The 16,192-nt window shown below is 71.1% G+C and carries 15 protein-coding genes; 6 read left to right on the top strand and 9 right to left on the bottom strand.

What is annotated here, in order from left to right; all coding sequences use genetic code 11:
• Positions 1–11 precede the first annotated feature (11 nt).
• Positions 12–827, bottom strand: a complete 816-nt coding sequence (locus ASF88_RS08560; protein WP_055916362.1) for an SDR family oxidoreductase — start codon at positions 825–827, stop codon at positions 12–14.
• Entirely contained in the window at positions 824–1,246 is a 423-nt protein-coding gene (locus tag ASF88_RS08555; RefSeq protein ID WP_055916360.1) for a nuclear transport factor 2 family protein, read from the bottom strand. The genes ASF88_RS08560 and ASF88_RS08555 overlap by 4 nt, the downstream gene beginning before the upstream one ends.
• A 46-nt stretch (positions 1,247–1,292) precedes the next feature.
• Between ASF88_RS08555 and ASF88_RS08550 the strand changes: the two genes are divergently transcribed.
• A complete protein-coding gene (locus tag ASF88_RS08550; RefSeq protein ID WP_082518810.1) occupies positions 1,293–1,973 on the top strand; it encodes a TetR/AcrR family transcriptional regulator in 681 nt (226 codons plus the stop codon).
• 54 nt (positions 1,974–2,027) lie between these two features.
• Positions 2,028–3,347, top strand: coding sequence for an LCP family protein (locus ASF88_RS08545; RefSeq protein ID WP_055916356.1), 1,320 nt, complete (start codon positions 2,028–2,030; stop codon positions 3,345–3,347).
• Positions 3,348–3,357: 10 nt separating this feature from the next.
• Here the strand turns inward: ASF88_RS08545 and ASF88_RS08540 are convergent, their stop codons facing one another.
• Together ASF88_RS08540 and ASF88_RS08535 are read right to left on the bottom strand one after the other, a co-directional pair.
• Positions 3,358–3,552, bottom strand: coding sequence for a DUF6186 family protein (locus tag ASF88_RS08540; protein WP_157498258.1), 195 nt, complete (start codon positions 3,550–3,552; stop codon positions 3,358–3,360).
• A 5-nt stretch (positions 3,553–3,557) separates the two neighbouring features.
• Positions 3,558–4,184 carry a hypothetical protein gene (locus ASF88_RS08535; protein ID WP_157498257.1) on the bottom strand — a complete coding sequence of 209 codons (627 nt, stop codon included), beginning with the start codon at positions 4,182–4,184 and terminating at the stop codon, positions 3,558–3,560.
• Between the two features lie 67 nt (positions 4,185–4,251).
• On the opposite strand from ASF88_RS08535, the gene ASF88_RS08530 reads away from it, so the two are divergent.
• Positions 4,252–5,643 carry an MFS transporter gene (locus ASF88_RS08530; RefSeq protein WP_157498256.1) on the top strand — a complete coding sequence of 464 codons (1,392 nt, stop codon included), beginning with the start codon at positions 4,252–4,254 and terminating at the stop codon, positions 5,641–5,643.
• On the opposite strand, the gene ASF88_RS08525 is transcribed toward ASF88_RS08530, so the two are convergent.
• Positions 5,622–6,458: a UbiA family prenyltransferase gene (locus tag ASF88_RS08525; protein WP_055916347.1), complete on the bottom strand. Its 837-nt coding sequence runs from the start codon at positions 6,456–6,458 to the stop codon at positions 5,622–5,624. The two genes, ASF88_RS08530 and ASF88_RS08525, sit on opposite strands and share 22 nt — an antisense overlap.
• Before the next feature lie 104 nt (positions 6,459–6,562).
• On the opposite strand from ASF88_RS08525, the gene ASF88_RS08520 reads away from it, so the two are divergent.
• The 3 genes from ASF88_RS08520 (at position 6,563) to ASF88_RS08510 (ending at position 9,475) form a co-directional block, all read left to right on the top strand.
• Complete coding sequence (locus tag ASF88_RS08520; RefSeq protein WP_055916345.1) at positions 6,563–7,579, top strand: LacI family DNA-binding transcriptional regulator; 1,017 nt, start codon at positions 6,563–6,565, stop codon at positions 7,577–7,579.
• 71 nt (positions 7,580–7,650) lie between these two features.
• Complete coding sequence (locus ASF88_RS08515) at positions 7,651–8,823, top strand: glycoside hydrolase family 3 N-terminal domain-containing protein (RefSeq protein WP_055916344.1); 1,173 nt, start codon at positions 7,651–7,653, stop codon at positions 8,821–8,823.
• Between the two features lie 100 nt (positions 8,824–8,923).
• On the top strand, positions 8,924–9,475 hold the full coding sequence (locus ASF88_RS08510) for a YceI family protein (RefSeq protein WP_055916342.1): 552 nt from the start codon (positions 8,924–8,926) through the stop codon (positions 9,473–9,475).
• A 62-nt stretch (positions 9,476–9,537) separates the two neighbouring features.
• On the opposite strand, the gene ASF88_RS08505 is transcribed toward ASF88_RS08510, so the two are convergent.
• From ASF88_RS08505 to ASF88_RS08490, 4 genes are all read right to left on the bottom strand, one after another.
• On the bottom strand, positions 9,538–12,930 hold the full coding sequence (locus tag ASF88_RS08505) for an error-prone DNA polymerase (protein WP_055916340.1): 3,393 nt from the start codon (positions 12,928–12,930) through the stop codon (positions 9,538–9,540).
• A complete protein-coding gene (locus ASF88_RS08500; protein ID WP_055916338.1) occupies positions 12,930–14,510 on the bottom strand; it encodes a DNA polymerase Y family protein in 1,581 nt (526 codons plus the stop codon). The genes ASF88_RS08505 and ASF88_RS08500 overlap by 1 nt, the downstream gene beginning before the upstream one ends.
• 2 nt (positions 14,511–14,512) lie before the next feature.
• On the bottom strand, positions 14,513–15,223 hold the full coding sequence (locus tag ASF88_RS08495) for a hypothetical protein (RefSeq protein ID WP_055916336.1): 711 nt from the start codon (positions 15,221–15,223) through the stop codon (positions 14,513–14,515).
• Between the two features lie 102 nt (positions 15,224–15,325).
• Positions 15,326–16,165: a DUF3097 domain-containing protein gene (locus ASF88_RS08490; protein ID WP_055916334.1), complete on the bottom strand. Its 840-nt coding sequence runs from the start codon at positions 16,163–16,165 to the stop codon at positions 15,326–15,328.
• Positions 16,166–16,192 lie beyond the last annotated feature (27 nt).

Raw genomic sequence — 16,192 nt, 5'->3', positions numbered from 1 at the left:
GGGCGCCGGAGCTAGAGGGTACGGGCGGAAACCAATGGTGCCCGGCGGGTGTCCAGCTCGAGCGCCGCACGATTCTGGCGCGCGAACGCCGGGTTCACGGGTGCGGCGGCGAGGGCGAGAGCCCGCAGGACCGGCCGCGGAACGTGACGGAGGGAGCCGTGCCAGTCGCGTTGCTCCTGCAGCTCTCGCGCGAGACCGTTCATCGTCATCGGTTCCCCGTGTACCTCGAGGGTCCGCCCACGAAGAGTCGTGTCGGTCGCCGCGGCGACCACGACATCGGCGACCTCGGCGGCGCGCGCGAAGGGAATCGGCTGATCGCCGCGGCCGAACACGACGGGGCGACCGGATGAGCCCGCTGTCTCGGCCAGGATGGTGAGCCAGGTCTCGAGGTACGCGGGCGCACGGACGATCGTCCAGGGCGTGCTGCTCGACCGGAGGTACTGCTCCGCCGCGTACTTCGCCCGAAAGAGGTCGACGGGGTGATCCGGCGCCGCGCCGCAGACGGACGTCAGAACGAACCGCGCCCCGGTCGCCCCGGCGGCGTCGATGAGGTTCACGTTGCCCCAGTGGTCGACATCGATCGGGCCGGCGCCTCGCCCGCCGAGGAAGCCGTGCACGGCGGATATGACGCAGTCCGCTCCGGCAACGGCGCCGGCCAGTCCCTCGCGGCGGCGCACGTCACCGCCCACGACGGCTACGGCTGATCCGAGCGCCGACCGGGCGCGATCGGCATCCCGCACCAGGACGACCACGCGCTCCTCGAGCGAGAGGAGGCGATCCACCACCAGCCGGCCGAGCAGTCCACTGCCGCCCACGACGACGATCATCGTGGATCGCCCGCGTGCACTTGGGCGGACACCGCTTGGCCGACCGTCGACTCCGCATCGTCGACGGGCTCGAGATAGAAGCGAGCGGCGTTGGCGCGATCTCCCTCGAGGGTGAAGATGATCACTCCACGCATGAGATGGAGGCTCCCGTCGAGACGCCTGCCGCGCATCTCCCACTCCGACCAGATCGCGTTGCCATCGACAGCGTCGCGGACGACGGTCGTCTCGATGTCCGGGACGAAGGCGAAGATCTGGGTCCAGTTGTCGCGCACCTGTGCGGTGCCTTCGAAATCGCGACCCGGATGGACGGGTGTCTCGTTCCGGTAGTCCGGCGCGAAGCAGTCGACGAGGGCGTCGAGATCGTGGCGGTTCGTCGCGGCCTGGAGCCGCTGGAGGAACGGATGGACAGCTCTGGACATTGCGGCCTCGATTTCGTTACAGTCATCTGTAACTATTAATTCGAGTATGGAGCGCAGGGTGACGGGCGTCAAGCGGCAATATGACGGGGAGGCCCGCCGCGCGCGGGCGGAGCAGGTGCGCCTCCGCATCCTCGAGGAGGCCAGGGAGATCCTTCTCCGCGACGGTTACGCCGGTCTGACCATTCCCGGCGTCGCCGGGGCGTGCGAAATCTCCGCCGAGTCGGTCTACAAGCGGTTCGCCGGTCGGGCTGCGCTCACTCGGGCGGTGGTCGAGCACGCGTTGCTCGGCCTCGGGCCCGTGGCCGCCGAAACGCGCTCGGATGCCCTTCCGTCCGACGACCTGAAGACGCTCCTCGATGGATGGGGACGCCTCACGGCCGAAGTCGCTCCCCGCGTGGCGCCCATCCTCCTGCTCCTGGAGGCGGCCGCCGGCCACGACGCCGAACTCGCCGCACTCGATCGTGGGCTCGCCGATGAGCGGCGTCGTCGGATGCGACAGAACGCACGTCGTCTCTCGAGCGGAGGTCACCTCCCCGCGGGTGTCTCCATCGAGCGCGCGACCGACGTCCTGCTCGTCCACAGCTCGCCGCAGCTGTACGAGATGCTGGTGGTCGATGGCGGGTGGGGGCTGGAGGAGTACGCCCGCTTCGTCAGCGTCGGGATCGCAGCTCAGTTGTCCGCCGATGCGGGGTGCGCGGACCGTGCGCGCCCCGCAGCCTCCGAATAGTCACCATCGTTTAGGATTCTGGCAGCCACGTATTCGACCGCCGGGGGTTCCCTCATGACCGATCTGCCTCGCCGCCATCAGCGCGCGCGCGGACCGGCGCCGGTCCGGCACGGCAGGCTGCCGCGGCGGCGGGTCGGCATTTCGGCGGTCAAGCTGTTCGCGGGCGTCGTGGCCGTCGTCCTGGTGAGCAGCGTCTCCGTGGCCGCGTACGCGGTGTGGGACGTGGCCCGTTCGGTCAAGCCGGGCGTTCACCTGGCGGCGCTGCCCGGTCACACGGCCATCCCTCAGGACATCCCGAACGTCGGCGCGATCGCGGGCGGAGTGAACCTGCTGCTGGCCGGCACGGACACCCGGAGCGGGCTGGGCGGCGTCTACAACTCCTCCGACGAGCAGGACGCCAGCACGGGGGAGGGCAACAACGACGTCACGATGCTGCTGCACATCGCCCAGGACCACAAGAGCATGATGGTCGTGAGCTTCCCCCGGGACCTGATGGTGCGGATCCCGACCTGCCCGGCGCCGGACGGCAACGGGACCGTGAGCGGCTCCTCCTACGCTCAGTTCAACACCGCCCTCTCGCGCGGCGGCCTGGCCTGCGTCGTGCTGACCGTGGAGAAGCTCACAGGGCTCACCATCCCGTTCGGAGCCGTGATCAACTTCAACGGCGTGAGCGCGATGTCGACGGCGGTCGGCGGGGTCCAGGTCTGCCTGGCCTCTCCGGTGACGGACGACTACACCAACCCGCCGCTCGACCTCCCCGCCGGGCAGAGCACTCTGGTCGGCGATGAGGCGCTGTCGTTCCTGCGGAGCCGTCACGGCGTGGGCGACGGCAGCGACCTGGGCCGGATCTCGAACCAGCAGGTCTTCCTGTCGGCGCTCGCCCGCAAGATCGTGAGCGGAGGGGTGCTCTCCAATCCGGTGGCGCTCTACGCGTTGGCCAAGGCGGCGGTACAGAACGTCACGCCGTCGGACACGCTGACGAACCCGACGACTCTCGTGCAGATCGCACTCGCGCTCAAGGACACCGGGCTTCAGAACATGGTGTTCCTGCAGTACCCGGTGGTCTCGGATCCGGACAATCCCAACCGCGTGATCCCGGACGACAACGCGTCCTCGGCGGTCAACGACGCACTGGTCAACGACCAACCGGTCGCGCTCACCGGAACCACGGGCCGCGCGGCGGAGGACCCGACCGCAACGGCCACCCCGACGCCGACGGACTCGTCGACACCCTCCGACTCTGCGAGCCCCGCACCGGGCGATTCCGGCTCGGGGACTCCGGCGCCGTCGACGACGTCCGGGCCGGTCGAACTGCCGTCGAGCGTCACCGGTCAGACGGCGGCGCAGCAGACCTGCACCAAGGGAAACAACTGACCGCTCCTGCTCAGGACGGCGGGGTCACCAGGAAGTGCCAGCCCAGCCACCACCAGAACAGCAGGATGGTGAAGCGCGCCGCGCGGTCCGTCATCACCCTGTCGAGGAGGGTGCCGACCGGTGCGATCCGGTCGGGCCTCCGGTGCGACTGCACGACGAGCGCGACGATGAGCAGACCGCACAGGACGAAACCGCCGATGGTCACCCACCTCACGACTGTCGCCCCCTGCGCAGCAGGGCATAGCCTCCGAGAAGCCAGCACGCCACGAGGACGACCCGCGCATGCGGCCACGCGAGCAGCGGGTCGAGCAGGTCGGACAGTGCCGGGAAGGCGTTCTCGCTCCCGGTGAGGTCGCGACCGAGGAAGAAGATCCCGATCTCCCACAGGCAGCCGAAGACGATCACGATCGACCAGGCGACCGCGGTGCGGCGGATCACGGCGGAGAGGGGCTGGGGCGCCGCGCCGCCGCGGTCGGCCCAGGCCACCGGGAGCAGCAGGACGCCGAGGCCCACGACGATGGCGGTATCCGCCGGGCTGTAGAGGCGCGTGACGCCCAGAGTGAGCGACGCCACCGCGATCAGGGTGCCTGCGATGACCCTCCGTGAGACGGTGTCGCGATCGGGTGGCATCCGGAGCGGAATGCGCAGCCAGCCGAAGGCGTCGAAGATCAGGACGACGGCGCCGAGGGCGTAGATGGCGGCGTCGACCGGCGCACCGCGGACGACGTGGAAGACGGCCGTGATGAGCAGCACACCCGTCCAGCCGGCGCGCATGATCACCGTCGCCGACAGTCGGCGGCGGCTCGGCGGCGGCACGGAGCGTTGCCCCTGATCCACGCGTCCCACGCTACGCCTGCACGTGCCGATGCTTGCGTCGAAGCGCGCCGGGTCGTTGAATGAGTCCATGGCCGGGGAGAAGATGACGTCACTGCAACTCCGAGTCCTCGTCATCGCCATCCTCGCCAGTTTCGTCGCCTTCCTCGACGGGGCGGTCATCAACGTCGCTCTGCCCGCGATCGACAAGGAGCTCGGCGGCGGGCTGCCGCTCCAGCAGTGGGTGGTCGACGCCTACCTCGTGACGCTCGGCTCCCTGATCCTGATCGCCGGTTCGCTCTCGGACGTCTTCGGACGCAAGCGCATCCTCTACGTCGGCCTGGTCGGTTTCGCCATCACCTCGTTGCTGTGCGCGTTCGCGCCGACCGGCGTCTTCCTGGTGTTGTCGCGGGCGCTGCAGGGCGTCGCGGGCGCGTTGCTCGTCCCGAGCTCGCTCGCGATCATCATCTCGCGCTTCGAAGGACCTGCTCAGGCGAAGGCGATCGGCCGCTGGACCGCCTGGACCGGAGTCGCGATGATCGCCGGCCCGGTCGTCGGCGGGTTCTTCGTCGACGCACTGTCCTGGCGGTGGGTGTTCGTCATCAACGTGATCCCGATCGCCGTGACGCTCGTCCTCATGCTGACGCTCGGCGACACGGACAAGGGCATGGGAGGCCGGATCGACATCATCGGCGCCGTGCTCGGGTCGGTGGGCCTGGCGGGCACGGTGTTCGCCCTCATCGAGCAGGGCACCTACGGATGGGGGAGCCCGCGGGTCTGGATCCCGTTCGTGGTGGGTGTGCTCTGCCTGGTCGGCTTCTTCATCGCGGAGACCCGCGTGAAGCAGCCGATGCTCCCGCTCGGGCTGTTCTCGGTGCACAACTTCTGGGTCGGCAACCTCGCGACCGCGTTCGTTTACGGCGCGCTGTCGTTCGGCCCCTTGATGGTCACGCTGTTCCTGCAGCAGGTCGCGGGCTTCTCGGCGTTCGTCGCGGGCTTCGTCTTCATTCCGTCCACGCTGTGCATGCTGCTGCTCTCGAGCTTCTTCGGAGGCCTGGCCGGCAAGTACGGTCCGCGCTTCTTCATGGCGTTCGGGCCGATCCTGGCCTCGTTGGGCTTCATCTGGCTGCTCATGCTGGGCACGAACGTGAACTACTGGACGCAGCTGCTGCCGGCCGTGCTGCTCTTCGGCGTCGGCCTCTCGATGACGGTCGCACCGCTCACCAGCGCGATCCTCGGCTCCATCCACCCCGGCCAGGCGGGAATCGGGTCCGCGGTGAACAACGCCGTGGCCCGCATCGCCGGCCTCCTCACCGTCGCCATGGCGGGCATCGTGATCGGCCAGAAGCTCGACGTCGCCGGGATGCACCGGGCGATGCTCGCGACGGCGGGCCTCCTGATCGTCGGCGGCGTCGTCTCGGCGATCGGGATCCGCAACCACGAGCCGGCAGCGGAGCCGATTCAGACCACGGCGATCGACTGACCCGCCAGGGCGAGCATCACGACGTCGACGATCGCGCACGTCATTATGAGCTGCATCAGCAACCGGGTCGGGCTCCTGCGGATCAGCAGCACCACTCCGGCGACGACCGCGGCGAGGCCGATGACGAGTCCGACGACCAGCAGCGGACGCACGGGGATGCCGGGGCCGAAGGTGATGAGAGTGGTCGCGACCGCGAGGCACGCGAACGCGAGCAGGCCGCTCGCTTTCGCGCCGAGCCGGTGCGGGAGGCCACGGATGCCGGTCCGCGCGTCATCGGCCAGATCGGGCAGCACGTTCGTGACGTGCGCGGCGACACCGAGGAGGGCGCCGGCCGCGAGCACCCAAGGCGCCGGCCACGCCGGCACAGCCTGGCCGAGGGTCGCGATCGCCGGGAGGAGGCCGAAGCTCACCGCGAACGGCACGAACGAGAACGCCGTCGACTTGAGGCCGAGGTTGTACGCCCATCCGCCCGCCAGCGCGATCGCGTGCGCGAGGAGCGCGCCGAGTCCGAGCAGCGCCGTGACCAGCAGGGCCAGCACGAGGGCGACGAAGGCCGACGCCCGCACGACCGGTGTCGGGATATCCCCGCGCGCGGCGGGCTTGTCGGCGCGGGCGACCTCCCGATCGCGCGCGGCGTCGAGCCAGTCGTTCGACCAGCCGATCGAGAGCTGACCGAGCAGGATGGCGAGCGCCAGGAGGCCGAGACGGCCGGGCGGGTATCCGAGTCCGATGCCGAGGACGGTCGCCACCACGGTGACGACGACGGTCGGCCCAGGGTGGCTGGCGAGCAGCAGCGAGATCGGCTTGGACGCCATGTCGCCATCGTAAGCCGTGCACGGGTGCGGTCGATGCGACGCCATACCCGAAGATCGCACACGAGTTTTGCGTCGATCTGCAAAGAATTTCGTAAACTGTTCGCATGTCGAAACGTCTTGCGGAGGTCGCCCGGAAGGTGGGCGTCAGCGAAGCGACGGTGAGCCGCGTCCTCAACGACAAGCCGGGAGTGTCGGACACCACGCGGCAAGCCGTCCTCACCGCGCTCGACGTGCTCGGTTACGAGCGCCCCACCAAGCTGCGAGGCGAGCGGGCACGGTTGGTCGGGCTCGTCCTCCCGGAGCTGCAGAACCCGATCTTCCCGGCGTTCGCCGAGATCATCGGAGGCGCACTCGCCCAGAACGGCTACACACCGGTGCTCTGCATGCAGACCGCCGGCGGGATATCGGAGGCCGACTACGTCGAGCTGCTGCTGCAGCAGCAGGTGTCCGGAGTGATCTTCGTCGGCGGCGCCTACGCTCAAGAGGGCGCCTCGCACGAGCACTACGCGCGGCTGACCGACCTCCATCTGCCCACGGTGCTGGTGAACGCTCCGGTCGACGGGATCCGGTTCGCGACCGTGTCGTGCGACGACTCCGTCGCCACCGCGCAGGCCCTCGGTCATCTGCGCTCGCTCGGCCACGAGCGCATCGGCCTGCTGCTGGGCCCACGCGACCATGTGCCGTCGCAGCGCAAGCTGGCCGAGGCACGGCGGCTGTTCGCCGAGGAAGGTCGAGAGTTCGACGACGAGCTGGTCGTCCATTCGCTGTACTCGCTGGAGGCCGGGCAGGCGGCCGCGACCCGCCTCCTGAACGCCGGGGTGACGGCCATCGTGTGCGCGAGCGACCCGATGGCCCTCGGCGCGATCCGCGCCGTCCGCCGAGCCGGACTGAGTGTGCCGCGCGACGTCTCGGTCGTCGGCTACGACGACTCGGCGCTCATGAACACCACGGAGCCCCCGCTGACCACGATCCGTCAGCCCATCGAGCCGATGGGACGCACGGTCATCGAGCTCCTGCTGCGCCAGATCTCGAGCGACTCGGCATTGCACGACGAGTTGTTCTTCGAACCGGAGCTGGTGGTGCGGGGCTCGACGGGCCCCGCGAAGCAGAGCGCCTCGTAGCGCCGGCGGCCCTGCGCGCGTCCGCGGAGGTTCGAAGGTGTCGCCAAGGGACGCCGGAGTACGATCGGTCGATGCGCCGCGCCCGATGGATGACCGCCGCCGCCCTCCTCATCGCCGCTTCGACGCTCGCAGGGTGCGCGGCAGAAGGCTCGGCGCACCCTCGAGACGCTGCGAGCGGCGGTCCTCCGGCCACGAACTCGCCGTCGTCCAGGGCGACCGTCGACCCGGTCGCGGCCGCCGCCGATCAGCGGCTGCGCAACCTCACTCTGCGCCAGAAGGTCGCGAGCCTGTTCATGCTGCACGTCGCGGGAACCGATCCGGCCGTGTTGCGGGAGTTCGTCGAGCGCTACGGCCTCGGCGGCGTGATCCTGATGCCCGACAACATCCCGGCCACACCGGAGGCCCTGGCCGCGGAGACCGCCGCGACGCGTGCCTCCGACCCCGGCCTGCCGCCCCTGGTCGGGATCGACGAGGAGGGCGGTGACGTCACCCGGCTGCCGTGGGACGGGCAACCGGGGGCCGAGACGCTGCGGGCGCAGCCGCCGGCGGCCACGCGGGCAGCGTTCGCCGCCCGGGCGGCACTGTTGAAGCAGGTCGGTGTGAACCTCAACTTCGGCACGATCGCCGATGTGACGGCGGACCCGCACTCGTTCATCGCCGACCGCATCCTCGGCACCGACCCGGCGTCGTCCGCCGCGCGGGTGGCCGCCTCGGTGTCGGGGGAGCGCGGCACGGTGCTCAGCACGCTGAAGCACTTCCCCGGCCATGGTGAGACGGAGGCCGACTCGCACCGCACCGTGCCGACGGCGGCCGTCGACCACGCGCGCTGGGCGACGCAGGACGCGCCGTCGTTCCGTGCCGGCATCGCAGCAGGGGCGGAAGTCGTCATGTTCGGCCACCTGGCCTACAGCGGCGTGGACGCGGCGCCGGCCTCACTGTCGCCGACCTGGCATCGCATCCTGGTCGACGAGCTCGGCTTCCACGGCGTCACGATCACCGACGACCTGCGCATGCTGCAGGACACCGGTCTCCCGCAGTACGCGGACGCCGGAGCGGATGCGGTCGCCGCGATCGCGGCGGGCAACACGATGGTGCTGATGATCCAGGGCGCGGACACCGATCCGGACGCTCTCATCGACGCGGTGGTCGCGGCTGTGGACGACGGACGCATCCCGGCCTCCCGGATCGACGCGGACGCTCGCGCACTGCTGGAGCTGCGCGGCTCGATCGCCTCCAGAGGGTGACGCGTCAACTTTTTTCCGATTTCCGGAATAGCCTCCGCGTGTATGCAGTTGCATGGATCTGACAGCGTCAGACACACAAGCTTCCAGCAAGGAGAACGGAATGACCATCGACATCCCCGGATACAAGGCAGGCACCTGGACCATCGACCCCGCGCACAGCGAGGTCGGCTTCAGCATCCGTCACCTCATGATCAGCAAGGTCAAGGGCGTCTTCGAGAACTTCGACGCCACGTTCGTCACCGCCGAGAACCCGCTCGAGTCGAAGGTCTCCGCGAAGGCGCACGTCGCGTCCATCAACACCAAGAACAGCGACCGCGACGCGCACCTGCGCACCGGCGACTTCTTCCTCGCCGAGGAGTTCCCGACGATCGACTTCGTGTCGACCGGCGTGCGTCACGAGGACGGCGAGTTCCTCGTCGACGGCGACCTCACGATCAAGGGCGTGACCAAGCCCGTCACCTTCGAGTTCGACTTCGGCGGCTTCGGCCAGGACCCGTACGGCAACTACAAGGCCGGCGCGACCGCCAAGACCAAGGTGAACCGTGAGGACTTCGGCCTCACCTACAACGCGGCCCTCGAGACCGGCGGCATGCTGCTCGGCGACGACGTCGTGATCACCCTCGAGCTCCAGGCCGTCCTCGACCAGGCCTGAGCCCGATTCGAAAGCGCCCTCGTCCCTGCGACGAGGGCGCTTTCGTCGTTCCGGACGGGTCGTCAACGGAAGTCCCGCGACACCGTCCGGATAGTGGTCTCCAGGGGCTCCAGGCGGTCGGCGAGCACGTTGACCACGCCCTCCTCGCTGCGCTCAAGGATGCCGCGCACGATCATCGCAGGAGCCTGCCTGGCCACCCGGCGGTAGCGGTTCCACACACCGACCGGGCAGATCACGTTCACCAGGCCCGTCTCGTCCTCCAGGTTGAGGAAGGTCACCCCGGCGGCGGTGGCCGGCCGTTGCCGGTGCGTGACCACGCCGCCGACCTCGATGCGGCGCCCCGACTCGGCGACGGCGAGCGCGTCCGCCGCCAGCACCCCGCGCGCGGCGAGCCCCGGGCGCAGGAACCGGATCGGGTGATCGTCGGGGGAGATCCCGGTGGCCCACAGGTCGCTCGCGAGCTGCTCGGCGGGGGAGAGCAGCGGCAGCAGGGGAGGCTGGACGGTGATCGCCGTGCCCGCGAGGTACTCGGGGCGCTCCTGAGCAGCGTTGCCGGCCTCCCAGATCGCCTGGCGGGGGCTCAGGCCGAAGCCCTCGAACGCGCCGGCCGCGGCGAGCGCCTCCAGCTGCGCCGCGGTGAGACCGACGCGTCGGGCGAGGTCGCCCAGGTCTCGGTACGGGCCGGAGGCCTCCCGCTCGGCCACGATGCGCCCGGCGAGCGTCTCGCCGATGGAGGTCACTCCCGCCAGTCCCAGCCGCACGGCGTGACCGGCGTCGCGGCGGTGCGCGGAGAAGTCGAGCGGCACGGAGCGGTCGAAGTCGCCGACCGGGGGCTGGTCGGGCTCGAGGCACGGGTCCGTGCCCGTCGGGCCCGGCCTCGCCTCGTCGATCGCCTCCAGCAGCGGGAACACCCCGGAGAGCTGGATGTCGGGCCTGCGCACCACCACGCCGTGCCTCCGCGCGTCGGCGGTGAGGGTGCGCGGTGAGTAGAACCCCATCGGCTGCGCGCGCAGCAGCGCCGCGAGGAACGCGCCGGGGTAGTGCAGCTTCATCCACGAGCTCACGTAGACCAGCAGCGCGAAGCTGATCGCGTGGCTCTCCGCGAAGCCGAAGTTGGCGAACGCCTCGATCTTCTCGTAGATCGCGTCGGCGTCGGCGCCCACGATCCCGTTGTGCGCCATGCCCTCGTAGAGCTTGGCCCGCAGCGCGCCGATCTTCTCGACGCCGCGCTTGGAGCCCATCGCCCGGCGCAGCAGGTCGGCGTCTTCGGCGGTGCAGTCGCCCACCGCGACGGCCATCTGCATCAGCTGCTCCTGGAACAGCGGCACGCCCATCGTGCGCTCGAGCACCGGCACCAGCGCGGGGTGCAGGTAGGTCACCTCCTCTTTGCCGAGCTTGCGGCGGATGTAGGGGTGCACGGCGCCGCCCTGGATGGGGCCGGGGCGGATGAGGGCGATCTCGATGACGAGGTCGTAGAAGCTGCGCGGCTGCAGGCGCGGCAGCGTGCCGATCTGCGCGCGGCTCTCCACCTGGAACACCCCGATCGAGTCGGCGCGGCACAGCATGTCGTAGACGCCCGCCTCCTCCTTCGGGATGCTGTCCAGCGTCCAGGCCTCACCGAGCGACGCCTCGATCGTGCGCATCGCGTAGTCGAGCGCCGAGAGCATCCCGAGCCCGAGGAGGTCGAACTTCACCAGTCCCATCCAGGCGCAGTCGTCCTTGTCCCACTGCAGCACGGTGCGGCCCTCCATGCGCGCGTGCTCGATCGGGCAGACCTCGCCGACGGGCCGGTCGGTGAGCACCATCCCGCCCGAATGGATGCCGAGGTGCCGCGGGAACTTCAGCACCTGCTGGGCCAGGTCGACGACGGCCTCGGGGATGTCGTGCTCATCGGTCGTCGTGACCGTGCTCCAGGAGTCGATCTGCTTGCTCCAGGCGTCCTGCTGCCCGGTGGAGTGGCCGAGCGCCTTCGCCATGTCGCGCACGGCGTTCTTGGGGCGGTAGGTGATGACGTTGGCGACCTGGGCAGCATTGTGCCTGCCGTACTTGGCGTAGACGTACTGGATGACCTCCTCGCGGCGGTCGGAGTCGAAGTCGACGTCGATGTCGGGCTCCTCCTCGCGCATGGAGGACAGGAACCGTTCGAACGGGAGGTCGTACTTGATCGAGTCGACGGCGGTGATCCCGAGCAGGTAGACGACCGCCGAGTTGGCCGCGGAGCCGCGCCCCTGGCAGAGGATGCCGCGCTCGCGGGCGAACTTCACGATGTCGTGGACGATGAGGAAGTAGCCAGGGAAGTCCTTCGCCTCGATCACGTCGAGCTCGCGCTCGATGCGCTCCCGCTTGGCCGGGTCGCGGTCGAGGTCGGGGTAGCGCTCGGCGGCTCCGCGCCAGGTGAGCTCGCGCAGCCAGCTCATCGGGGTGTGGCCGGGAGGCACCTCCTGCTTGGGCAGTCGCGGCCGGGCGCTGCGCAACCGGAAGGCGAGGTCGTCCGCGATGTCGGCGGTGCGCTCCACAGCGCCGGGGTAGCGGGCGAACCGCGCTGCCATCTCACGGCCGCTGCGCAGGTGCGCCGCCGCCGAGGCAGGCAGCCAGCCGTCCATCTCGTCGAGGCTCCGGCGGGCTCGCACCGCCGAGATCGCCGTCGCGAGCGGATACTGGGCAGGCGTGGCGTAGTGGACGTTGTTGGTGGCGACCACCGGCAGGCCCAGCCGGCCGGCGATCCGGGCGAGGACGTCGTTGTCGGTGGTGTCGCGGGGCGCGCCCTGGTCGATCAGCTCGACCAGCACGTTGTCGTGGCCGAACAGCTCGGCGAGCCGGGCGACCTCCCGTTCGGCGGCGCGTTCGCCGTGCTCGGCCAGCGCGAGGCGCACGTCGCCCTTGCGGCAGCCGGTGAGCACCATCCACTCGCCGCCCGATTGCTCGGCGAGCTCGGGGAGGTCGTACAGCGGCCGGCCCTTCTCTTCTCCGGCGAGCTGGCCGGCCGTGATGGCGGAGGCCAGCCGGTGGTACCCGGACTGCTGCCGGGCGAGGAGGACCAGGTGGCTGCCCTCCGGGTCGGCCTCGCCGTTCTGCGGCCTGCTGAGCGACAGCGAGAGCTCGGCGCCGAACACGGTCTTCACACGGTCGTAGGCCTCCGCGGCCTCGGCGAGCCGCACCACGCCGTAGAAGCCGTCGTGGTCGGTGAGCGCGAGGCCGTGCAGCCGCAGCCGGGTCGCCTCCTCCAGCAGCTCCTCGGGTGCGCTGGCGCCGTCGAGGAAGCTGAAAGTGCTGTGCGCGTGCAGCTCGGCGTAAGGGACGTGGCCGGCGTCCGGCTCTTCCGGCATCGGCTGCGCCACGTACTTCTGCCGCTTGCGCGACGACGGCCGCTCCGGCTGCTCCTGCTCGCTCGTGCGCCGCCCGCTCAGCCGGCGCTCGAACTCGGCCCAGGGGATGGGCGGGTTGTTCCAGCCCATCAGTCGTACCTCGCCTCGGCGAACCAGGCGGTGCCGGTGAGGGAGAGCAGCCAGGCGGTGCCGTCGGCGTCCACCAGCTGGAAGCGGTGCATCGCGCGGGCGAGCGTCGCGTCCCACCAGCGCTCGCGCACCGGCCACGGTCCGGCCCAGGAGTCGACCGGCCGGGCATCCCGAGCGGCGCCGGTGGGCGAGAACGACGCGATCGGGGCGGTGAGGTCGCCGCGGTCGGTGACCTCCACCGGCTCGCCGGACTCCGTCAGCACCGCCACCGGCCGCGGGATCTCGAACACCGTGGAGGGCGCGGGCGCCGGCAGCGATCCGGGCCACGGCCGGTCGGAGCGGGCGACGCCCACCGGCCGGTCGCCCCACGGCACGAGCACCTGCCGGTCGGACAGCGCGCGGCCGCCGCCGATGGTCGCCGTGAGGACGGCGTCGTGCCCGAGCATCCCCTGCACCCGGGTGAGCCCGTGGTGGATGCGCTCGTCCGCGCCGCCTCCCCACAGGCCGTCCTCGTGGTGGCCGATGTCGTCGACCGCCTCGGGGGCGACCGTCACCCGGCTGATCGGCGAGGCCAGGCCGGACTCGATCGACCCGGCGCCCTGCAGCTGCCAGCGCACCCGGTCGACGACATCCGATGCCGAGAACAGCCGGGGGTGCAGCCAGGTGCGGTCGCTGACCCTGCCGCCCTCGTCGGTCACCTCGATGCGCAGCGAGGTGCAGACCAGGCCGGCCTTGGTGAGACCGGCCACGAACTGCTCCGCCGTCGCGCGGAAGGCGAAGGTCACCTGGTCGACCCGGTCGAGGGGAGGCTCGAACTCGATCGCCCGGTCGAGCACCTTCGGCGGGACACGCGGGACGACCGCGGCGCCGTCCATCCCGCTCGCCAGGTCGTGGGCGTGCTCGCCGCGCTCTCCGAACCGCTCCCGAACATCCACCCGGTCGAGGCGGGCCAGGTCGCCGAGCGTGCGCAGGCCCAGCCGGCGCAGCAGCGGCGTCAGCTCGACGAGCCCCAGCTGGGCGACCGGCAGAGGCGCCAGGAAGGCGGGGGAGTCGCCGGCCGGCACGATGCGCACCCGGTCGGCGCCGGTCGACCGCGCCGCCTGCTCGGCCGCGAAAGGCCCGTCGGCGATGCCGGCGCGCACGTCGCCGAGGGCGAGCCCTGCAGCGTCCGCCAGCTCCTCCAGGCGGCGCAGCAGCTCGGCCGCCGCGGCCTCCTCGCCCCCGTAGTACCGCGCGGGGCCGCGCGACCGCAGCATGCAGGTGCCCGGTCGCACCGCCTGCACGCCGGGGGTGATCTCCTCGATCGCGGTCAGCACGGGCTCGAAGGCCCGGGCGTCGAGCACCGGGTCGTAGGGGACGATCTCCAGCTGCGGGCAGCGCGACTGCGCCTCGCGCACGCGCAGGCCGCGCTTGACGCCGTCGGCCCTGGCCTCCGCGGAGCAGGCGAACACCATGCCCTTCTCGACCAGCGCCAGCGGAACCTCCGCGGGCAGCTCGAGACGCTGCCGGGCGGCGATCACCGGCCAGTCGGGGCACCAGAGCACGATCGCGCGGGTGACCTGGCGCATCGTGGGGGACATCGCTAGCTCACCGCCTCCAGGCGGGTGGGGCCGGAGGCCCGGAACGTCTCGTCGAGCGCGGGCAGCCAGAGCTCGGCGCGCCTGCGGGGGCCCGCGCCGCCGCGCGGGGCGGCCTCCACGGTCACCCGGCGCGACGAGAGGTAGCCGGCGCCGGCGCCGAGACCGTCCCAGCCGCTGCGGACGACGGAGAGGGCCGCCTCGGGCTGCGGCCAGTCGCCGGCGACGAGGAGGGTCGACTCCCGCTGGCGCAATCGCGCGCTCAGCCGGGCCACATCGCCGTTCGCCGGCCGCTCGGGCGGCGCGACCGCGACGACGCCGAGCACGTCCGCCATCGCCGCGGTGACCGTCAGCCACTGCGGCCCGGGATGGGGGACCAGCACGAGCCGCTCCAGGTCGATGCCGAACCGCCCTGCCGCCTCCGCCCCGAAGTCGGGCATCCCGACGACGCCGCACCAGGCTCCCGCCGCGCTCGGGCCGGCGAGCATCGCCATCAGCAGCGTGGTGGAGCCGTGCACCGTGTAGGCGGCGCCGGCTTTGAGCGCTCCGCCGGGCAGCAGTGGGGCGAGGGCGGGATGCGTCTCCAGCCGGCGCGCGTCGAGCTTGGTCGCCTGCATCTGGCGGATGCGCGTCTGCAGCTCGTGCACCTGCGCGCGGTCGGCGGCCGGCCCGGGGAGGGCCGGGTCGGCGATGGTGCGCGCAGCTGCCAGGGACATACACTTATTTTCGAACACATGTTCGAATACCGCAAATGTATTTGAGTATCCGGGCGAGTGCCCGGGCAAGCCTCGGCAGCGCGGCTCGCCGTGCGTCAGAGGCTACGCCGGCTCGGTCACGAAGTCGATCAGTCGCTCCACCCGGCCGAGCAGCTCCGGCTCCAGATCGGCGAAGGTGCGCACGCGGCCCAGGATGAGCTTCCAGGCCCGTGCGATGTCGGCCTGGGTCTCATGGGGGAGGCCCAGCGCCGCGCAGATCCCGTGCTTCCACGGCACCGAGCGCGGGATCGACGGCCAGGCCTCCAGGCCGACCCTGGCGGGCTTCACGGCCTGCCAGATGTCGATGTAGGGATGCCCGACGACCAGCACATGGGCGCCGAACGGGCCGCGGGCGACCTGCTCGGCGATGCGGCTCTCCTTCGAGCCGGGCACCAGGTGGTCGACGAGCACGCCGATGCGCCGCTCACGATCGGGGGCGAACTCGCGCACGATCGCGTCCAGGTCGTCCACGCCCTCCAGGTACTCCACGACGACGCCCTCGACCCGGAGGTCGTCGCCCCAGACCCGCTCGACCAGTTCGGCGTCGTGCCGGCCCTCCACGAAGATCCGGCTGGCGCGGGCGACGCGCGCCTTCTGCTCCCCGACAGCGAACGACCCGGAGGCCGTACGGCCGCGTCCGGCGGGGGCTCGACTCGGGACGACCAGCCGTACCGGCTCCCCGTCGATCAGGAAGGAGGAGCCGAGGGGGAACACCCGCTTGGCGCCGAAGTAGTCCTCGAGCTCGACGGTCTGCGCCTCCAGCCGTACGATCGCGCCGCAGAACCCGGTGGAGGCCTCCTCGATCACCAGGTCGCGCACGGCCTCCACCGTCGGAACGGCTTTGCGACCCGCGTTCTTCCAGTCGGTCGCCAGCACATCGGATCCGTAGCGGTCGTCGTCCATCACGAGGACAGAGGTTAGGCGATCGCG

Origin of the sequence: Leifsonia sp. Leaf336 (assembly GCF_001423695.1) — a bacterium.
Taxonomy (GTDB): Bacteria; Actinomycetota; Actinomycetes; order Actinomycetales; family Microbacteriaceae; genus Leifsonia.
The sequence above is the reverse complement of the archived record's forward strand: the minus strand, read 5'-3'. Positions and strand labels throughout refer to the sequence as shown.